The sequence below is a fragment of the Mesorhizobium jarvisii genome (assembly GCF_003601985.1).
Lineage (GTDB): Bacteria > Pseudomonadota > Alphaproteobacteria > Rhizobiales > Rhizobiaceae > Mesorhizobium > Mesorhizobium jarvisii.
The window spans coordinates 447,423-465,694 of the sequence record NZ_QZXA01000004.1 but is presented as its reverse complement, the minus strand read 5'-3'; the positions used below and the strand labels follow the sequence as shown (position 1 = coordinate 465,694).

Genomic DNA, 18,272 nt, shown 5'->3' with positions numbered 1-18,272 from the left:
GGGTTTAAGAGGAAGATACGGCCGTGCTTCAACGAGAAAATTGCGTGATCACGTAGGCAAGAAATTCCAGGTCGGCACGGCCGACCTAGCTAATGTAGCCGCGCCTTATCGCTTCGGCGACCGCCTGGACCCGGTTGACGGCACCGAGTTTGCTTTTGGCGTTAAGAAGATGTTTCTCCGACGTGTGTTCGGAGATGCCGAGGATTTGCGAAATCTCCCATTCCGACTTGCCGACGGCGGCCCATTGCAGGCATTCGCGCTCGCGCGGGGTCAGTTCGATATGGTCGATGGTACTGGTCGCCATGGTGTGGATTTGCATGGCGCGGCCGACGGCATAGGTCGAGACCAGCGACACAAGGCCGAACTCGGCACCCGACAGCTGCACGGCCTCGCCACCCAGCGACACCATGACGATCTGGCCATCGAGTGTGATCAGCGGGAAGGCCAGCCCGTCGCGCAACTTGAAGGCGCCGGCATCGCCCATCACCTCATCGCTGCTCTTGTCGAAGCTAATGCCCTGGGCGGCTTCGCGCCACTGGAACGGCGCCTGCAGCTGCTTCATGTGGCTGACCACGGGATCGTGGTCGACATAGTTGCGCGCCACGTAGCGCTCCAGCCATTCGACGGGCCAGTCGCAAAGCAGGACATGTTGCTTCTGCTGCCCGCTCGGCGTGCCTGGCTGCGGAACGGTTCCCGCCATCAGCGCGGTCAGACCGAAATCCGATGTAATGCCCAGCAGTTTCTCGCAAACCGCCGCCGCCGTTCCGGCGTGTTGCAGTTGGTCTATGTATTCCAGCGTACGATCAAATTGACCCATCGCAACATCAACCCCATGTTGCCTCATGCATTGAGATCAATGGTCCATGCGTTGTCTGCATTTCGCCACCGACCACGGATTGCAACACGCACATTCTCGGTTGTGGTTCTCGACCCTAATTCCCCAACCAGGGCAGCCACCGCTGTTTGCAAACGTGCTAAAGCATAGCCTGAAATTGGCGCGTTGAAATCAAAAACCATTGTGCCTGTACCATTTTCGTACCAAAACCGGTGCGAACACGAGTGCGGCGGAGTTCTATCGTGGCGTTCCAATGGAGGTTTCTGGTCCTGGCGTCGCTGCTGATCGCCGCCCTGCCACTGGCTCCTGGGGCGCGCGCGGCCGAACCGCAGGTACCAGTGTTGTGGGACGCCAAGGAACGGTTGCCGAAGCCCGACCTTTCGGCACTGCCACGGCTGCGATTCCTGACGACCACGGATTTTCCGCCCTTCAATTTCCTCGATGGCGCGGGAAAGCTGTCCGGTTTCCATATCGACCTGGCGCGCGCCATCTGCGCCGAACTCGGCATTGCCGACAAATGCCAGATCCAGGCATTGCCCTGGGGTGAGCTTGAAGGGGCGCTCGAGAAAGGCGAAGGCGAAGCGATCATCGCCGGCATCGCCGCGACGCCGCAATCGCGCCAGACATACGCCTTCTCGCGCTCCTATCTGCAGTTTCCGGCGCGCTTCATCACGCCGAAGAACAAGGCGTTTGCCGAACCGGTCTTCGACAAGCTGCGCAGCAAGCGCGTCGGCGTTCTCGCGGGCTCGGCGCATGAGCGCATGCTGCGCGACTATTTCAACACGGTCCAAATCGTCTCCTTCGACGGACCGGAAGCCCTCTACGGCGATCTCAAGGCGGGCAAGATCGATGCCGCCTTCGGTGACGGCATGCGTTTCGCATTCTGGCTGGGCGGCTCGGATGCAGGCGGGTGCTGCCGTTTTGCCGGCGGTCCCTATCTGGCGCCCGAATATCTGGGCACGGGCATGGCTATCGCCACAAGGGCGGACAATCCGGCGCTGGCCGCCGCGATCGATTACGCGCTGCAGGAGATCTCGATGAAAGGCACCTTCGCCGAATTCTACCTGCGCTATTTTCCGGTCAGTTTTTTCTGATCCGGTCCCGGTCAGCTTCTTCTAGTGATGCTCAGGTCAGCGTGCGCAGCCGCGCCTTGGCCGCGCGGCCGATGGCGGCGACGGTCAGCGTGTCGAGATCGAGCTTGCGGCGGATCAACTGCAGCACGCGCACTTCCTCCATGCGCATTTCGAGATCGACGGCGGCCACTTCGAAGGCGGCGGCATACGCGGTGTCGCGCAGGCGCTCTGGCAGGGCTTCGGCAATTTGGGCCAGGACACCCTCGAGGCCATCCTTTTCATGCAGCAGCTTCTGGCAAGCTTGGGCGACGGGAACCAGGCGGTCCTGCTTGAAATCCTCGAACACCGGCCATGAGCGGACAACGTCGCCGATCCGGGCCAGTTCGACATCGGTCATGTCGCGGTCGGAGGCCGAGGTGATGACCATCAGGTAGATCAGGGCTTCATGCGGGGTCGGCGACGGCATTCTTTACTCCTTGAACGGGTTTCGAAGGTAGGAACGGGGGTCGAAGGTCGCAAGGAAAAAGCGCCCAACGCGTTGACGCTCCGGCCATGCGCGCCTAGAGGACCGGTTGAAAATCGACACTGCGACCATACCGGCGAACAATTTGGAAAACACGACCATGGCGGGATCAAACATAATCGATCTCAACCCCGAACTGCTGGCGGCAGCGGCCGAGAGCAAGGCATGGCCATTCGAGGAAGCCAAGAAGATCATCGAGCGCTACAAAGGCAGCGACTTTCCCGAAACGATCCTGTTCGAGACCGGCTATGGCCCATCGGGCCTTCCGCATATCGGCACGTTCGGCGAGGTGGCGCGCACCTCGATGGTGCGCCATGCGTTCCGCGTGCTCACGCAAGACAGGGTCGCCACCAAGCTGCTGTGCTTCTCCGACGACATGGACGGCATGCGCAAGATACCCGACAACGTGCCGGATCGCGCGGCACTCGAGCCGCATCTGCACAAGCCGCTGTCTTCGGTCCCCAATCCGTTCGGCGGCGACTATGCGAGCTTCGCCGACCACAACAATGCGATGCTCTGCCGCTTCCTCGACACGTTCGGCTTCGACTACGAATTCGCCAGCGCGACGCAGTACTACAAGTCAGGCCGTTTCGACGCGATGCTGCTGCGCGCCGCCGAACGCTACGACAAGATCATGGCGGTGATGCTGCCGACGCTCGGGCCGGAGCGGCAGGCGACCTACAGCCCGTTCCTGCCGATTTCCCCAAAGAGCGGCCGCGTGCTTTACGTGCCGATGAAGCATGTCGACGCCAAGGCCGGCACCATCACCTTCGACGACGAAGGCACCGAGACCACGCTTTCGATCACCGGCGGCCGGGTGAAGCTGCAGTGGAAGCCGGATTTCGGCATGCGCTGGGCAGCGCTTGGCGTCGATTTCGAGATGTTCGGCAAGGACCACCAGACCAACGCGGTGGTCTATGACCGCATCTGCAACATTCTGGGCGGGCGCGCGCCGGAGCATTTCGTCTACGAGCTGTTCCTCGACGAAAACGGCCAGAAGATCTCGAAGTCGAAGGGCAACGGCCTGACGATCGACGAGTGGCTGACCTATGCGCCGACCGAAAGTCTCGGGCTCTACATGTACCAGCGGCCGCGGCAGGCCAAGAAGCTCTATTTCGACGTCATTCCGAGGGCGGTGGACGAGTATTACACCTTCCTGGGCGCCTACCCCAGGCAGGACTGGAAGGAGCGGCTGGGCAATCCTGTCTGGCACATGCATGACGGCAACCCGCCAGCAATCGACATGCCGGTGCCGTTCTCGCTGCTGCTCAACCTGGTCAGCGCCTCCAATGCGCAGAACAAGGACGTGCTGTGGGGCTTCATCTCGCGCCATACGCAGGGCGTGACGCCAAAGACGCATCCCGAGCTCGACCAACTGGTCGGCCACGCGATCCGCTATTTCGACGATTTCGTGCGGCCGACGAAGACCTTCCGTGCGGCCGACGAGGTTGAGCGCGAGGCGCTTGAGGCCCTGGACGGGGCACTTGGTGCATTGCCGGCGGATGCCGGCGGCGAAGCGATCCAGAACGCTTCGCTCAACGTGGCGCGCAAGATCGAGCGCTATCAGGATCATTCCAAGCAGAGCCCGGAGGGTGGCCCGGGCGTTTCGGGCGCCTTCTTCCAGATGATCTATCAGGTGCTTATCGGCCAGGAACGCGGCCCGCGCTTCGGCTCGTTCGCCGCGCTCTACGGCGTCGCCGAGACCCGCGCGCTCATTCAGCAGGCGCTGGCTGGTCAGCTGGCTTGAGGGCGCCGTCGACCTCTTCCAGGATCGAACCCGGCGCCTGAGGCGCCGGGGCTGGCGCGGGCGGCACCGCCGAGATGCCGGCCAGGTTCGGCGCCGATCCGAAAATGCCCTTCTTTGCGCTTTGCGCCTTTTCACCGGCCTCGACATAGGGTCCGCCCTTGGCGGCACGCGCCCAGCCATTGTCGACCAGCCATTGGCCGACGTCCTGCTTGCCGATCCGGCATTCCGCCGCGATGCGGTCGCGTCCGCCTTCGGGCGGCACGGTGCAGACCACGGCGCGGCCGCGCAGGAAGGAGCGGAACGCCGTGCGCGCACGGATACCGCACGGCCATGACTTGCCGTCGGTGGTGCAGGTCTCGTCCTGCCCGACGACATCGATGCCGGAGATCGCGACCGAATAGCCTTTCGCCTCGATCAGGCCGGCGGCGGTCGCGACCGGCTGGAACAGCTTCGTGCCATTCCAGTCATCGGGCATCTTCGGCTTGGGCGGCATGGCCAGCGCCAGCTTGCTCAGAGGCTCGCGCGGCTCGACCCGCTCGAGTTCCCCGGTGGGCAGTTCCGGCGGCGCGACGACATCTGGATCGATCGCCCGCGAATGCGCCGCCGGCTTTGGCGGCGGCGGAGCGGCGGGCGCGGGAATGGCTGAGGTGGCTGGTTCGTCAGACCCGGCATCGGTGCCGGCCTGAGAGATCGTGTCCACGCCGGGATCGATCTGATCCACCGCGACGGTGCTTTGGCTTCCTTTCAGCGTGCGGCCGCCGGCGACAACCAGGGCCGCCATCACCGGGACCATCAGAACCGCCACAATGAGATGAGGAAACCGCACCAGCCCGACCTACTGGCTTGCCCAGACAATCCGCGCCACCCATTCGACCTCGCGCATGGGAATGTCGCGGTCGGGATGATCGGGATTGAGTGAGACCAGCGCGATCGACTTGACGGTCTGGCGCTCGAGTACCTTGGCCATCACCTCGCCCGATGTGGTCTTGACGACGACGCGATCGCCCTTGCGGGTGATAGCGCCCGGCTCGACGATGAGGACGTCGCCATTGCGATAGAGCGGCAGCATGGAATCGCCCTGCACCTGCAGCGCATAGGAGCTCTCGGTCGATTGCGCCGGCAGTTCGACCAGATCCCAGCCCTGCCCGGCCGGAAAGCCGGCATCGTCGAAGAAGCCGCCGGCGCCGGCCTGGGCAAAGCCGAGCAGCGGCACGGAACGCCTGTGGGCGGGCGCGGCGGCCATGCGGCCTTCGATCAGCCCGGTGAATTCGTCGAGCGAGGCACCCGTCGCCTCGATGATCTTGGCCAGTGATTCGGTCGAGGGCCAGCGCGGCCGGCCATCCGAGGACAGACGTTTCGACTTGTTGAAGGCGGTCGAATCGAGGCCCGCGCGCCTTGCCAGACCTGACGCCGAAAGCGAATAGCGCTCGGCAAGAGCATCGATGGCGGCCCAAACGCGGTCGTGCGAGAGCATGTCGTGCTCTCCTTCCAGACAGGAAAAAATGCCTCTCCTGTCTAACTCGCAACCGCCGGCATGTCCACCGCGCAGGCGACGGATCACGAACAAAACTGTGCCGCAACGACAGTGCCGCACACTCTCCGGACGCGGCTTCAGGCGGGTCCTTTGGCCTGGCGGCGCAGGGCTTGGTGAGATTCCATGAACAGCCGCTCCGCCTCGGTCGGCGGACGCGGGTTCACCGAGCGACCAAGCGCGGCGACGACCTCGTCGATATCGAGAAAGCGGCGCGCCTTGCGATCGTAGACGCCTGCGGTCGTCAGGATCAAGGCAGCCGTCTCGCCATTGTCGAAGACGAAACGGTGCTTGCCGATGACCTGTCTGCCTTCCCAGGTTTCGATGGAAGACACCACTTCGAAGCGGCGCCACAGCCTGATCTCGCGTGCGTAGACCGCCTGCAGCCCGCCCATCATAGGCGCCCAGCCATTCTTGCGCGCCAGCGTGATCAGGCCGGCACGGACGAACAGGTCGATCCGGCCGAGATCGGCCAGCATCATGTAGCGCGCATTGTTGAGGTGGACGTTGAAATCAATGTCGGTCGGCAGGCAGCGAAAGGCCAGGCGGCTTTCACCGCCCATCATATAGGGGCCACGGCTTCGCGCCGTGGCCAGCATGCGCGCCATGCGCGCCCAGACATACATGACCTGCCGTCAGGCGGCCTGTTTCACGTCGCCCTTGGCGTAGGGATCGAAGCGCTGGTAGAAGGTTTCGCCCTTTTCGGCCATGTCGAGTAGCAGCTTGGGCGCCTTGAACTCGGCGCCGTATTTCTTCTGCAATCCCTTGGCGATCTTGACGAATTCCTTGGCGCCGATGCCGTCGATATAGGACAGCGCGCCGCCTGTGTAGGGCGCGAAGCCGAAGGCCAGGATCGAGCCGACATCGGCCTCGCGCGGATCGGTGACGATGCCTTCCTCCATCACCCGCGCCGCTTCCAGCGCGATGGTGACCAACAGGCGCTGCTGCAGTTCCTCGTAATCGACCTTCTCGGGCGCAAGCTGCGGATAGAGGTCCTTCAGTCCCGGCCACAGCTTCTTCTTGGCGGGCTTGGCGGGATAGTCATAAAAACCCTTGCCGTTCTTGCGGCCGAAGCGGCCATGGTCGTCGACCATGGTGTTGATCAGCGCCATCTGCTTGGGATCGACGGCCTTGTCGCCGAGATCCCTGATGGTCTGCTTCATGATCTTCTGGGCGAGGTCGATCGCCGTCTCGTCGGTCAGCGCCAGGGGACCGACCGGCATGCCGGCGGCCTTCGCCGCATTCTCGATCATCGGCGCGGGCACGCCCTCGATCAGCATCTTGTAGGCTTCCGACATGTAGCGCAGCACGCAGCGGTTGACGTAGAAGCCGCGCGTGTCGTTGACGACGATCGGCGTCTTCTTGATGGCGCGGACGAAATCGATCGCGGTCGCCAGCGCCTTGTCGCCGGTCTTCTTGCCCAAAATGATCTCGACCAGCATCATCTTGTCGACCGGCGAGAAGAAGTGGATGCCGACGAAATTCTTCGGCCGGGCCGAATTCTTCGCCAGCGACGTGATCGGAATGGTCGAGGTGTTCGACGCGAAGATCGCGGACGACTTCAGCGCGGCTTCCGCCTGTTCGGTGGCTGCCTTCTTGACGGCCGAATCCTCGAACACCGCCTCGACCACCAAGTCGCAGCCGGCAAGATCGGCATAGTCGGCTGTCGGCGTGATCAGCGACAGGAGCTTGTCCTTCTCCTCCGGCTTGGCGCGGCCCTTCTTGACCTGATCCGAGACCAGGCTGTCTGAATGCGCCTTGCCCTTTTCGGCCGACTCCATGTCGCGGTCGAGCAGCACCACCGGGATGCCGGCCTTGGCCGTGACATAGGCGATACCGGCGCCCATGAAGCCGGCGCCGAGAATGCCGATCTTCTTGAATTTGGTTTCCGGCACGCCGGCCGGGCGGCGGGCGCCCTTGTTCAGTTCCTGCAGCGAGACGAACAGCGAGCGGATCATCGCCGCCGCTTCCCTGGTCTGCATGATCTCGGTGAAATAGCGCTGTTCGATCCTGAGCGCGGTGTCGAACGGCACCAGCAGGCCCTCATAGACGCATTTCAGGATGGCGGCGGCGGCCGGATAATTGCCATAGGTCTCGCGACGCAGGATGGCGATAGCCGGCGGCCAGAGATTGAAGCCGGTCGGCGAATAGATCTGACCGCCAGGCAGCTTGAAACCCTTCTCGTCCCAGGGCTGGACGGCTTTCAGTCCGTTCCTGATCATGGCCTTTGCCGTCTCGACCAGCTTGGCCGGCTCGGCGATCTCGTGGATAAGGCCCATGGCCTTCGCCTTCTGCGGCGACAGATTCTGGCCGGAGGTCAGCATCTGCAGCGCCTGCTGCTGATCGGTCAGCCGCGGCACGCGCTGGGTGCCGCCGGCGCCGGGGAAGATGCCGACCTTGACCTCCGGCAAGGCCATCTTGACCTTGTCTGAATCAGCGGCGACGCGACCGTGGCAGGCCAGCGACAATTCGAAGGCGCCACCCATGCAGGTGCCGTTGATCGCCGATACCCAGGGTTTGCCTGATGTTTCGAGCTTGCGCCACAGGCCGCCCATACGGCCGGCATTGTCGAACAGCAGCTTTGCCGCCTTCTGCGGGTCCTTGGTCTTTTCCCTGGCGAACACGGCAAGCATCTTCTGCAACATGGTGAGATCAGCGCCGCCGGAGAAGCTGTCCTTGCCCGAGGTGATCACCGCACCCTTGATGCCGGCGTCGGCCACCACCTGGTCGATGATCTTGTCGAGTTCGCCCATCACCTCCTCGGTGAACACGTTCATCGAGCGATCCGGCATGTTCCAGGTGACGAGCGCAATGCCGTCGGCGTCGGTGTCGAGGGTGAAATTGATGTAGCTCATTGTTCTCTCCCCGTCAGACGCGTTCGATGATCGTAGCGGTGCCCATGCCGGCGCCGATGCACAGCGTGACCAGCGCGGTGTTCAGATCGCGGCGATCGAGTTCGTCCAGCACCGTGCCGAAGATCATCGCGCCGGTGGCGCCGAGCGGATGGCCCATGGCGATGGCGCCGCCATTGACGTTGATCTTGTCGTGCGGGATGTCGAAGGCCTGCATGTAGCGCAGCACGACCGAGGCGAAGGCCTCGTTGAGCTCGAACAGGTCGATGTCCGACAGCTTCATCTTGGCGCGCTTCAGGAGCTTCTCGGTAACGTCGACCGGGCCGGTGAGCATCAGCACCGGCTCGGAGCCGATATTGGCGAAGGTGCGGATGCGGGCGCGGGGCTTGAGGCCCATGGCCTTGCCGGCCTTCTTCGAGCCGAGCAGCACGGCCGCCGCGCCATCGACGATGCCGGACGAATTGCCGGCGTGATGGACGTGGTTGACCTCTTCCACCTCGGGGTGCTTCTGCACCGCGACCGCGTCGAAGCCGCCCATTTCGCCGGGCATGACGAAGGATGGGTTGAGCGATGCCAGCGACTGCATGTCGGTCGAAGGCCGCATGTGCTCGTCATGGTCGAGTATGGTCAGGCCGTTCTGATCCCTGATCGGAATGACCGAATTCTTGAAGCGGCCGTCGGCCCAGGATTTGGCGGCGCGCTTCTGGCTCTCGACCGCATAGGCGTCGACGTCGTCGCGTGAGAAACCGTATTTGGTGGCGATCAGGTCGGCCGAAATGCCTTGCGGCACGAACCAGCCAGGCAGGCCGACCGAAGGGTCCATGAACCAGGCACCGCCGGAGGCACCCATGCCGACGCGCGACATTGATTCGACGCCACCGGCGATGACGATCTCGTCGGCGCCCTGCGCGATCTTGGCGGCGCCGAAATTGATGGCGTCGAGACCCGAGGCGCAGAAGCGCGAGATCTGCATTCCGGGCGCCTTGGTGTCGTAGCCGGCCTCGAAGGCGGCGGCGCGTGGAATGACCGAACCCGCCTCGCCGACCGGATCGACGCAGCCGAAGATGATGTCGTCGACGGTGCCGGTGTCCAGCCCGTTGCGGTCGCGCAGCGCTTCCAGCGTCCTTGCGGCAAGCCGCACCGCCGGCACTTCATGCAGCGATCCATCCTTCTTGCCCTTGCCGCGCGGCGTGCGCACGGCGTCGTAGACGTAAGCCTCAGCCATTTTCGTGCTCCTTGGGTTTGCCGGTCGCCGCTCTCAGAGCGAGCGGCCGATCAGCAATTTCATGATCTCGTTGGTGCCGCCGTAGATGCGCTGGACGCGAGCGTCGCGGAACATGCGGGCGATCGGATATTCATTCATGTAGCCATAGCCGCCGTGCAGTTGAAGGCATTCGTCGACGACTTTTCCCTGCAGGTCGCTGAGCCAGTACTTGGACATCGAGGCCGTTACCGGGTCGAGGCCGCCATTGATGTGGCGCGTGACGCAGTCATTGTAGAAGACGCGGCCGATGGTCGCCTCGGTCTTGAGCTCGGCCAGTTTGAACTGGGTGTTCTGGAAGTCGATGATCGCCTTGCCGAAAGCCTTGCGCTCCTTGACGTAGTCGATGGTCAGCGCCAGCGCGCGCTCGATCATGGCGATGGCGCCGGTGCCGATCTGCAGCCGCTCCTGCGGCAATTGCTGCATCAGCTGGATGAAGCCCTGCCCTTCCTCGTGGCCGAGCAAATTCGAGGTCGGGACGCGCACGTCGTTGAAGAACAGTTCCGACGTATCGTTGGCCTTCAGGCCAATCTTGTCGAGGTTGCGGCCGCGCTCAAAACCTTCGACCTCGTCGGTCTCGACGATAATCAGCGAGGTGCCCTTGGCGCCCTTTTCCGGATCGGTCTTGGTGACGACGATGATGAAGTTGGCCAGCTGGCCGTTGGTGATGAAGGTCTTGGACCCATTGATCCTGTACTGGTTGCCGTCCTTCTCGGCCCGCGTCTTGACGCCTTGCAGGTCGGAACCGGCGCCCGGTTCGGTCATGGCGATGGCGCCGATGAGCTCGCCGGTGGCGAGCTTCGGCAGCCACTTCTTCTTCTGCTCTTGCGAACCGTAGTGAAGGATGTAGGGCGCGACGATCGAATTGTGCAGGCCGATGCCAAAACCGTCGACGCCGACATGGCCGATGGCCTCGATGATGGCGCTCTCATGCGCGAAGGTGCCGCCGGAGCCGCCATATTCCTCCGGCATCGAGGCGCAGAGCAGCCCGGCGGCGCCGGCCTTCAGCCAGCTTTCGCGGTCGACCATCTCGTTCTTCTCGAACTCGTCGTAGCGCGGCGCGATCTCCTCCGACATGAAGCGGGTTGCCATGTCGTAGAGCATGCCGACCTCGTCCGCCGCCCAGGCGGGCTTGGGAAGGCCAAGTATTTCGGCGGGGCTGGTCATTTGGATATGGTACTCCTCCCAGAGCGCATCGTCAGCGTTGAGGCCGGCGCACGTCAGGCTGGCCTCAACCGACCCTCCCCCGAGGGAGGAGGGCAACCATCTTTAGAACGCTTCCGCGGGCAGGGCCATCAGCGTGTCCGCACCACTCGAAATACGGGCGAGATGGGCCGACGTCTCCGGCATGATCCGCTCCATGAAGAAGCGCGCCGTCACCACCTTGTTGTCATAGAAGGACTGGGTGCCGTTGGCGCCGGTCTTGCCCTGAGCCGCCTTGGCCATCTGCGCCCACATGTAGCCCAGTGCGACAAGGCCGAAGAGATGCATGTAGTCGGTCGAGGCCGCACCGGCATTGTCGGGCTTGGAAATGCCGTTCTGCACCAGCCACATAGTCGCCGCCTGCAGATCATTGAGACCCTTTTTCAACCCCTTGGTGAAGGGCGCCATCTTCTCGTCGGCGCGGTTTTCCTCGCAGAATTCGCCGACCTCCTTGAAGAAAGCCTGGATGGCGCGGCCGCCATTCAGGCCGAGCTTGCGGCCGACGAGGTCGAGCGCCTGGATGCCGTTGGCGCCCTCATAGATCATGGCGATGCGGGCATCGCGCACGAACTGGCTCATGCCGTGCTCTTCGATGTAGCCGTGGCCTCCGAATACCTGCTGGGCCATGACGGCGTGGTCAAAACCCTTGTCGGTGAGCACGCCCTTGACCACCGGCGTCATCAGGCCGGTGTAGTCGTCGGCCGCCTGGCGATCCTTGTCGTCGGCGGAGCGATGCGCGATGTCGGACTTGATCGCCGTCCACAGCGCCAGCGCGCGACCGGCCTCGTTGAAGGCCTTCATGGTCATCAAAGAGCGACGGATGTCGGGATGGACGATGATCGGGTCGGCCTTCTTGTCCGGCGCCTTGGCGCCCGACAGCGAACGGCCCTGCAAGCGGTCCTTGGCGTAGGCGACGGCGTTCTGGTAGGCGATCTCCGACAGCGAAAGCCCTTGCAGGCCGACGCCGAGGCGGGCCTCGTTCATCATCGTGAACATCGCCTTGAGGCCGCCATTCTCCTCACCGAGCAGCGTGCCTTCGGCCTCGTCATAGTTCATGACGCAGGTCGAATTGCCGTGGATGCCCATCTTCTCCTCGATCGAGCCACAGGAGAGCGTGTTGCGTTCGCCCGGATTGCCCGAAGCATCGAGCTTGAGCTTCGGCACGATGAACAGCGAAATGCCCTTGACGCCTTCCGGCGCGCCCTCGATGCGGGCCAGCACGAGATGGACGATGTTGTCCGACATGTCGTGTTCGCCGGCCGAGATGAAAATCTTCTGGCCCGAGATCTTGTAGGTGCCGTCGCCGTTCGGCACCGCCTTGGTGCGCAGCAGGCCGAGATCGGTGCCGCAATGCGGTTCGGTCAGGTTCATGGTGCCGGTCCAGGAGCCCTCGACCATCTTCGGCAGCCATTTGGCCTTCTGCTCGTCGGTGCCGTGGGTGATGATCGCCGCGATGGCGCCCTGGGTCAGGCCCGGATACATCATCAGCGACATGTTGGCCGAGACCATATATTCAGCGACGGCGGTGTGCACGGCATAGGGCAGGCCCTGGCCGCCGAACTCGACCGGCGCCGCCAGCCCCATCCAGCCGCCTTCGCGATACTGGTCGAAGGCCTCCTTGAAGCCTTTGGGCGTGGTCACCGAGCCGTCGTCGTGACGCACACAGCCTTCCATGTCGCCGACCCGGTTGAGCGGATGCATGACGTTTTCGGCGAGCTTGGCGCCTTCGGCCAGAATCGCTTCCAGCACGTCTGGCGTCGCGTCGGCAAATCCGGGAAGGTTCGAATAGCGCTGATAGCCCAGCACGTCGTTGAGTACGAACAGCGTATCCTGGACCGGAGCCCTGTATGTCGGCATGCTTTTTCTCCACCCTGCGGACCTGGTCCGAAAGCCCCCGAATTCATGTCAGGGCAGCATGCGGACCCGTGTTGAAGCCGGGATAGCAAAAATTGACGTTTGCGTAAACGTCAATTTTTTCGATGCGACAAGATTTCCCGCCCAGCCCAGCTTGGTTAAGCTGGCGGCGCGACGCCATGCAGGCCAGCGCCGAGGGAACCAGTTGGGCAGACGCAGGCAACGAAAAAGCCGCGCGGCAGAGCCACGCGGCTTTGATGGTTGAGACTCCGACGGGGTCGGAACCGGTAGATTGCTTTAGCTCGCGACGCTCGCCTGCGGCGCCGTGCGCTCGGCCAACATTTGGCGCACCGCCGACATCGAGCCGGAGAGCTCGTTGATGGCGTCGTCGATCAGCGCCCGCTGCTTCTGCAGGCGGGCGAGCTGCTTCTCCGACTTGTCCAGCGCCAGCCGCAGCTGCTTGGTGTTGGAACCGGTCGGATCATAGAGATCCATCATCTGCTTGACGTCGCGCAGCGAGAAACCGACCTTGCGGCCGAGCAGGATCAGCTTCAGCCGGGCCTTGTCGCGGCGCGTGTAGAGACGGGTGGAGCCGTCGCGCTGCGGGTTGAGCAGGCCCTTGTCTTCGTAGAAACGCAGCGTGCGCAGCGTCACGCCGTATTTCTTGGCCATTTCGCCGATGCGGGCGAGGTCCTCACCGGCTTCGACAGATACATTATTGGTATTGGCCGCGGTCTCGCCGGCCGAGATAAGCTTCATGGTCACTGGCTTTCCCCGTCTGGTGGCGTCGCGGTCCTGGACCATGCGTCGCCTGACTGGAAGCGGGGGCGTGCTTCCGGCCGTGGTTTCGACAAACAAAATCGCAAACAGCACACTCAAATGCGCCTTTTACGTTTACGTCAATTCTATACCGATAGCCGCCTCATGACGCAAGGGGCGTTCTGTGAAGGTGCTTTATGCCGCACCGTGAAAGCGAGAGCTAACTTCCTTCCAACTTCTTAAGCTTGGTTAACGCGTTGTTTACCACGTTGGGGGAAATGTGGGCGCGTCGGCTACCCGTGTTTATCCTGTATCGAATTTTTCACGGTTTTTCGGAGCGCGGGTGAAACCCCGGGAAGCTTGTCTTCCACCGTGGAAGCGCGGTCGCCTTCGTTCCGGCAGGGACTTGGGGAGCTGGTCGAAAGCCGGCCAATCTGAAAGACGGACGCACCGATGAACAGCAAGCGGTCCTATCTCGATACACTCAACGCCGGCAGGCAGCGCAAGCCGCAGACCACGCTCGAGCAACTGAACCGCTCGCTGGAGACGCTGGAACAGCGGCTGGGTCAGACCCGCGAGGAGGTGACGGCCCGGCCCGCTCCGCACCAATACGGCGCCGACCCGCGCTATCCAGCCACCGAGCCGCGCTATCCTGCGGTCGACCCGCGTTATCCCGCCGCCCAGCCAACCGCTCAGCAGCGCTGGTATGAGGATCCGCGGCCAGCGGCGCGCCCGCAGACCCCGGCACCGGCCCCCAGCTTCGACCAGAACTACCAGGCCATCGCCCGTGACATCGACCGCGTGCGCGGCCAGGAAGACAGCGTCGCCATGGTCGGCAAGATCGCCGGTGAGTTGCGCGGCATGCGAGAGGAACTGCGCCACCAGATGACGGCGGGTCTGCAACGCGAATTCGATGCGCTGCGCAAGGATATCGACCGCGCCTTCCAGGCCAGCGCCAGGCCCGGCATTGCTGGCAAGGGCAGCGCCGAACTCGGCGTCGAATTCGAACGGCTTTCCGGCGCCATCAAGTCGCTGTCGGAGAAGAGCGACGACAGAAGCGTCAACATGCTGCGCCTGGAGCTCGAGCAGGTGAAGGCTGCGCTCGACACGCTGGCGCGCGAGGAGAGCGTGCAGAAGGTCGACCGCCGCTGGGACGATTTCGACCGCCGCTGGACGGCTTTCGAGGACCGTGTCGACGCCGATCAGCGCAAACGTTCCGACGATCCCGCCCTTGCGGCGCTGACCGACCGGCTGGAGCAGATCAGCAACGCCGTCAACAATCTGCCGGAATCGCTGTCGCTGCGCTCGCTCGAGGAAAAGGTGCGCACGCTGGCCGGCGCCGTCGAACACTTCGCGGGCCAGCAGGACAATCGCGGCAGCGACACGCTTGCCATGATCGACGAGCGGCTGGACGAGATTTCCCGCGCCATCGTTGCCTCGACCGTCGCGGCACAGGCCAATTCGGTCGATCACGAAGCCTTCGATCGTATCGAGAAGCGCATCGACTCGCTCGCCCGGCAGATCGAGGAAGTGGCGCAGGATCGCCCCGGCAACGCGGTCATGGATCGCCTGAGCACGCTGTCGAGCCGCGTTGACGAACTCGCCGGCCGCGCCAATTTGCCCGAGCAGGCGATGGAGCGGCTGGCCAAGCAGATCACCCTCATTGCCGACAAGATCGACCAGGCGCCGGCCATGCCCGACGCCGACTACATCTTCCACGGGCTCGAGCAGCGCTTCGATGTTCTGTCCGGCATGATGGAACGCCGCCAGGGCGATGCCATCGAACAGGGCAACATGCTGTTTCGCGATCTCGAGCGCCGTCTCGATGAGGTCGCCGACCGGCTCGACCAGCGCATCGCGCCGCAGATCGATAGCGCCGGCATCATGGAGGCCATCGACGCCCGCTTCACCGCACTCGCCACGCGCATGGAGACACGTGCCGCCGATCCCGCCGGCGAAGCGGCGATCCGTGGATTGGAAAGCCGGCTTGAGGACATTTCCAGCCGGCTCGACGCCTCGGCGGCCCAGGTCGCCGGCATCGATCCGGCGCTGATCCGCAGCCTGGAGGCGCAAGTCGCCGGCCTGTCCGCGCATCTGTCCAGGCCCAGCACGCCGCTGCCGGAATTCGAGGACATCAGCCCGCGCCTCGACGAAATCGAGAAGGCGCTGGCGGGAACCCGCGATTCCATCCTCGGCGCGGCACGCGAAGCGGCCGAGAACGCGGTGCGTTCGCTGGCCGGGTCGGACGCCAATGCGTCGGCGGTTTCCGGACTCGCCCAGGATCTGAAGACGCTGGAAACGCTGACGCGGCGCTCCGACGAGCGCAATTCGCGAACGTTCGAGGCCATCCACGACACGCTGCTCAAGATCGTCGACCGGCTGGGTTCGCTGGAAACCGACGAGCCGTCCGAAGCGGTGAGCGAGCTTCTGGCCACGCGCCAGGACGAGGCGGCCGGCAAACGCCGCACACGGACCACCAAGATGGCTGTCGAAGCGCCGTCGATGGATATCGACGAGCCGATGCCGCTGACCGGCGACATGGCCGATCTCGATGGCCGCGCCGCCGCTATAATGCGCAACGAGGGTGCGCGTGGCGACATGGGTGCGCGTGGCGACCTGGGCACGCGCACGCCGGCGGAAGCAGCAGCAGCCGCCGCCATGGCCGCACTCGGTTCCGATACCATCGCCGAAAAGGACCGGCCGGCAGGCCGCAAATCGATGTTCGGCGGGCTGGCCCGCGCCTTCAAGGGCAAGAAGGCGGCGGCGGACGTCCCGCCGCTGGCCGGTTCGCCGCCGAGCAGCGATATTCCGACTGTCGATCTTGACGAGCCGCTCGACCCGAAAGTGGCCAACCGCCCGCTGGAACCAGGCTCCGGCGCGCCCGACCTCAATGCCATCATGAAGCGGGTTCGCGACGAACGTGGCCAGCCGGCAAAGCTTGGCGAAAGCGACGCCGCGAAATCGGATTTCATCGCGGCCGCGCGGCGCGCGGCGCAGGCCGCCGCCGCCGAGGCCGACGCCCTGAAGCGACAGTCGACGGTGAAAGGCCCGGTGAAAGCGCTCAGGATCGGCGACCTGCTCAAGGCCCGACGCAAGCCGATCCTGATGGCGGCGGCGGCGATCATGCTGGCGCTTGCCGGCCTGCAGCTCGGCAAGGCGTTCCTCTCGGATCCGGTTCAGGTGGCAAACAACGACGCCGCACCGATCGTTGCCGCGCAGCCAGCGCAGACGGCATCCGTCGACACGGCGAGCCAGCCGAAGGCGCAAGCCCAGCCGGCGGCGACGGACAACGCGCCGGCCCGTGCCGTCAGGCAGGCCGAACAATCCGCGCCCATGACCAAGGACGACATGGTGGCGCAGACCGCCATGGCGATGCCGTCGGACACGGACGCAATGGCGAATACGGCGCCGGTCGCAGAGCCCGCCGCGCCTGCTGCTTCCACCGCCTCTTCCGGCCCCACGGCTTCGGCCGCCCCAGCACCAGTTGCGCCTATTGCCACGACCCCGATGGATACGACGGCTTCAGAGCCGGCAGCTGCTACCGGCGGTGCGCAAGCGACGGATACCGATACCCAGCCGGTCGCAGCCCCAACGGCGGCCAACGACGCCATCGCCAAGGACACGACCGGCGCCGTCGCGCCGGCAGGTGCAGCAGTCGCGAACAAGTACGACATTCCGGCCGATGCCGGCCCGGCCGCGCTACGCGATGCCGCCGCGGGTGGCGACGCCAAGGCGCTGTTCGAGATCGGCTCGCGCTACGCGGAATCGCGCGGCGTCAAGGAAGACATGGCCGCGGCCGCCAAATGGTACGAGAAATCGGCGGAACTCGGTTTCGCGCCGGCCGAATACCGCATCGGCAATTTCTATGAGAAGGGCATCGGCGTCGCCCGCGACATCAAGAAGTCGAAGACCTGGTACCAGATGGCCGCCGAGCAGGGCAATGCCAGCGCCATGCACAATCTGGCCGTGCTGTTCGCCATGGCCGCCGATGGCGTGACCGACAATGAATCGGCCGCGCACTGGTTCCAGGAGGCCGCCGATCTCGGCGTCAAGGACAGCCAGTTCAATCTCGGCATCCTCGCCGCCAAGGGCGTCGGCATGAAGCAGAACTTGGAGGAATCCTACAAATGGTTCGCTCTCGTCGCCAAGACCGGCGACAAGGACGCGGCCGCCAAGCGCGACGAGATCGCCAATGCGCTGCGGCCCGAGCAGCTCGAGCGGGCGCGCGCCGCGACCGAATTGTGGAAGGCCAAGCCGCTCAATGCGGCGACCAATTCGGCCGACATTCCCGAATCCTGGCAGGAAGGCACGCCGCAGACGACCGCCGGCATCGACATGAAGAAGGCGGTCAAGAACATCCAGCTCATCCTCAACAAGAACGGCTATGATGCCGGCGGCGCCGACGGCGTCTTGGGCGAGAAGACCAAGAACGCGATCATCGCCTTCCAGACCGACAACAAGCTGCCGGCGACCGGCGCCGTCGATGAAAAACTGGTCCGGGCGCTGCTGGCGCGCAAATAACAGCGAAGCGTCGTTTCCACGACGCTCTTGCCACACATTTGCCTGTTAACTGATTGAGATATTTTTTGTTTCGGCGCGGCGACGGGGTTTGACCCCGCCGCCGCGTCGGTGCA

At 64.1% G+C, this 18,272-nt stretch carries 13 protein-coding genes; 3 read left to right on the top strand and 10 right to left on the bottom strand.

Annotated elements, in window-relative coordinates:
* Nucleotides 1-85: 85 nt before the first annotated feature.
* Nucleotides 86-817, bottom strand: coding sequence for a helix-turn-helix transcriptional regulator (locus D3242_RS13225; RefSeq protein WP_019863131.1), 732 nt, complete (start codon nucleotides 815-817; stop codon nucleotides 86-88).
* Nucleotides 818-1,116: 299 nt separating this feature from the next.
* Here D3242_RS13225 and D3242_RS13220 point away from each other — a divergent pair, with 299 nt between their 5' ends.
* Nucleotides 1,117-1,929, top strand: coding sequence for an ABC transporter substrate-binding protein (locus D3242_RS13220; RefSeq protein ID WP_276315163.1), 813 nt, complete (start codon nucleotides 1,117-1,119; stop codon nucleotides 1,927-1,929).
* Nucleotides 1,930-1,960: 31 nt separating this feature from the next.
* On the opposite strand, the gene D3242_RS13215 is transcribed toward D3242_RS13220, so the two are convergent.
* Nucleotides 1,961-2,374 (bottom strand): tellurite resistance TerB family protein, encoded by a 414-nt coding sequence (locus tag D3242_RS13215; protein WP_038644445.1) that lies wholly within the window; start codon nucleotides 2,372-2,374, stop codon nucleotides 1,961-1,963.
* A 157-nt stretch (nucleotides 2,375-2,531) separates the two neighbouring features.
* On the opposite strand from D3242_RS13215, the gene D3242_RS13210 reads away from it, so the two are divergent.
* Complete coding sequence (locus D3242_RS13210; protein WP_038652069.1) at nucleotides 2,532-4,178, top strand: lysine--tRNA ligase; 1,647 nt, start codon at nucleotides 2,532-2,534, stop codon at nucleotides 4,176-4,178.
* On the opposite strand, the gene D3242_RS13205 is transcribed toward D3242_RS13210, so the two are convergent.
* From D3242_RS13205 to D3242_RS13170, 8 genes are all read right to left on the bottom strand, one after another.
* Nucleotides 4,144-5,004: a thermonuclease family protein gene (locus D3242_RS13205; protein ID WP_394811821.1), complete on the bottom strand. Its 861-nt coding sequence runs from the start codon at nucleotides 5,002-5,004 to the stop codon at nucleotides 4,144-4,146. The genes D3242_RS13210 and D3242_RS13205 overlap by 35 nt on opposite strands.
* A 9-nt stretch (nucleotides 5,005-5,013) precedes the next feature.
* Nucleotides 5,014-5,652, bottom strand: coding sequence for a S24 family peptidase (locus D3242_RS13200; RefSeq protein ID WP_019863126.1), 639 nt, complete (start codon nucleotides 5,650-5,652; stop codon nucleotides 5,014-5,016).
* A 137-nt stretch (nucleotides 5,653-5,789) separates the two neighbouring features.
* A complete protein-coding gene (locus tag D3242_RS13195) occupies nucleotides 5,790-6,335 on the bottom strand; it encodes a thioesterase family protein (RefSeq protein ID WP_019863125.1) in 546 nt (181 codons plus the stop codon).
* A gap of 9 nt (nucleotides 6,336-6,344) precedes the next feature.
* Complete coding sequence (locus D3242_RS13190) at nucleotides 6,345-8,564, bottom strand: 3-hydroxyacyl-CoA dehydrogenase NAD-binding domain-containing protein (protein ID WP_064984657.1); 2,220 nt, start codon at nucleotides 8,562-8,564, stop codon at nucleotides 6,345-6,347.
* Between the two features lie 13 nt (nucleotides 8,565-8,577).
* Complete coding sequence (locus D3242_RS13185; RefSeq protein ID WP_064984656.1) at nucleotides 8,578-9,786, bottom strand: acetyl-CoA C-acetyltransferase; 1,209 nt, start codon at nucleotides 9,784-9,786, stop codon at nucleotides 8,578-8,580.
* Between the two features lie 33 nt (nucleotides 9,787-9,819).
* Nucleotides 9,820-10,989, bottom strand: coding sequence for an acyl-CoA dehydrogenase family protein (locus D3242_RS13180; RefSeq protein WP_081296125.1), 1,170 nt, complete (start codon nucleotides 10,987-10,989; stop codon nucleotides 9,820-9,822).
* Between the two features lie 102 nt (nucleotides 10,990-11,091).
* Nucleotides 11,092-12,882 (bottom strand): acyl-CoA dehydrogenase, encoded by a 1,791-nt coding sequence (locus D3242_RS13175; RefSeq protein WP_064984654.1) that lies wholly within the window; start codon nucleotides 12,880-12,882, stop codon nucleotides 11,092-11,094.
* Nucleotides 12,883-13,176: 294 nt separating this feature from the next.
* Entirely contained in the window at nucleotides 13,177-13,638 is a 462-nt protein-coding gene (locus D3242_RS13170) for a MerR family transcriptional regulator (protein WP_081296132.1), read from the bottom strand.
* A 453-nt stretch (nucleotides 13,639-14,091) separates the two neighbouring features.
* Here D3242_RS13170 and D3242_RS13165 point away from each other — a divergent pair, with 453 nt between their 5' ends.
* Nucleotides 14,092-18,159 (top strand): peptidoglycan-binding protein, encoded by a 4,068-nt coding sequence (locus D3242_RS13165; protein WP_064984652.1) that lies wholly within the window; start codon nucleotides 14,092-14,094, stop codon nucleotides 18,157-18,159.
* Nucleotides 18,160-18,272: the final 113 nt, after the last annotated feature.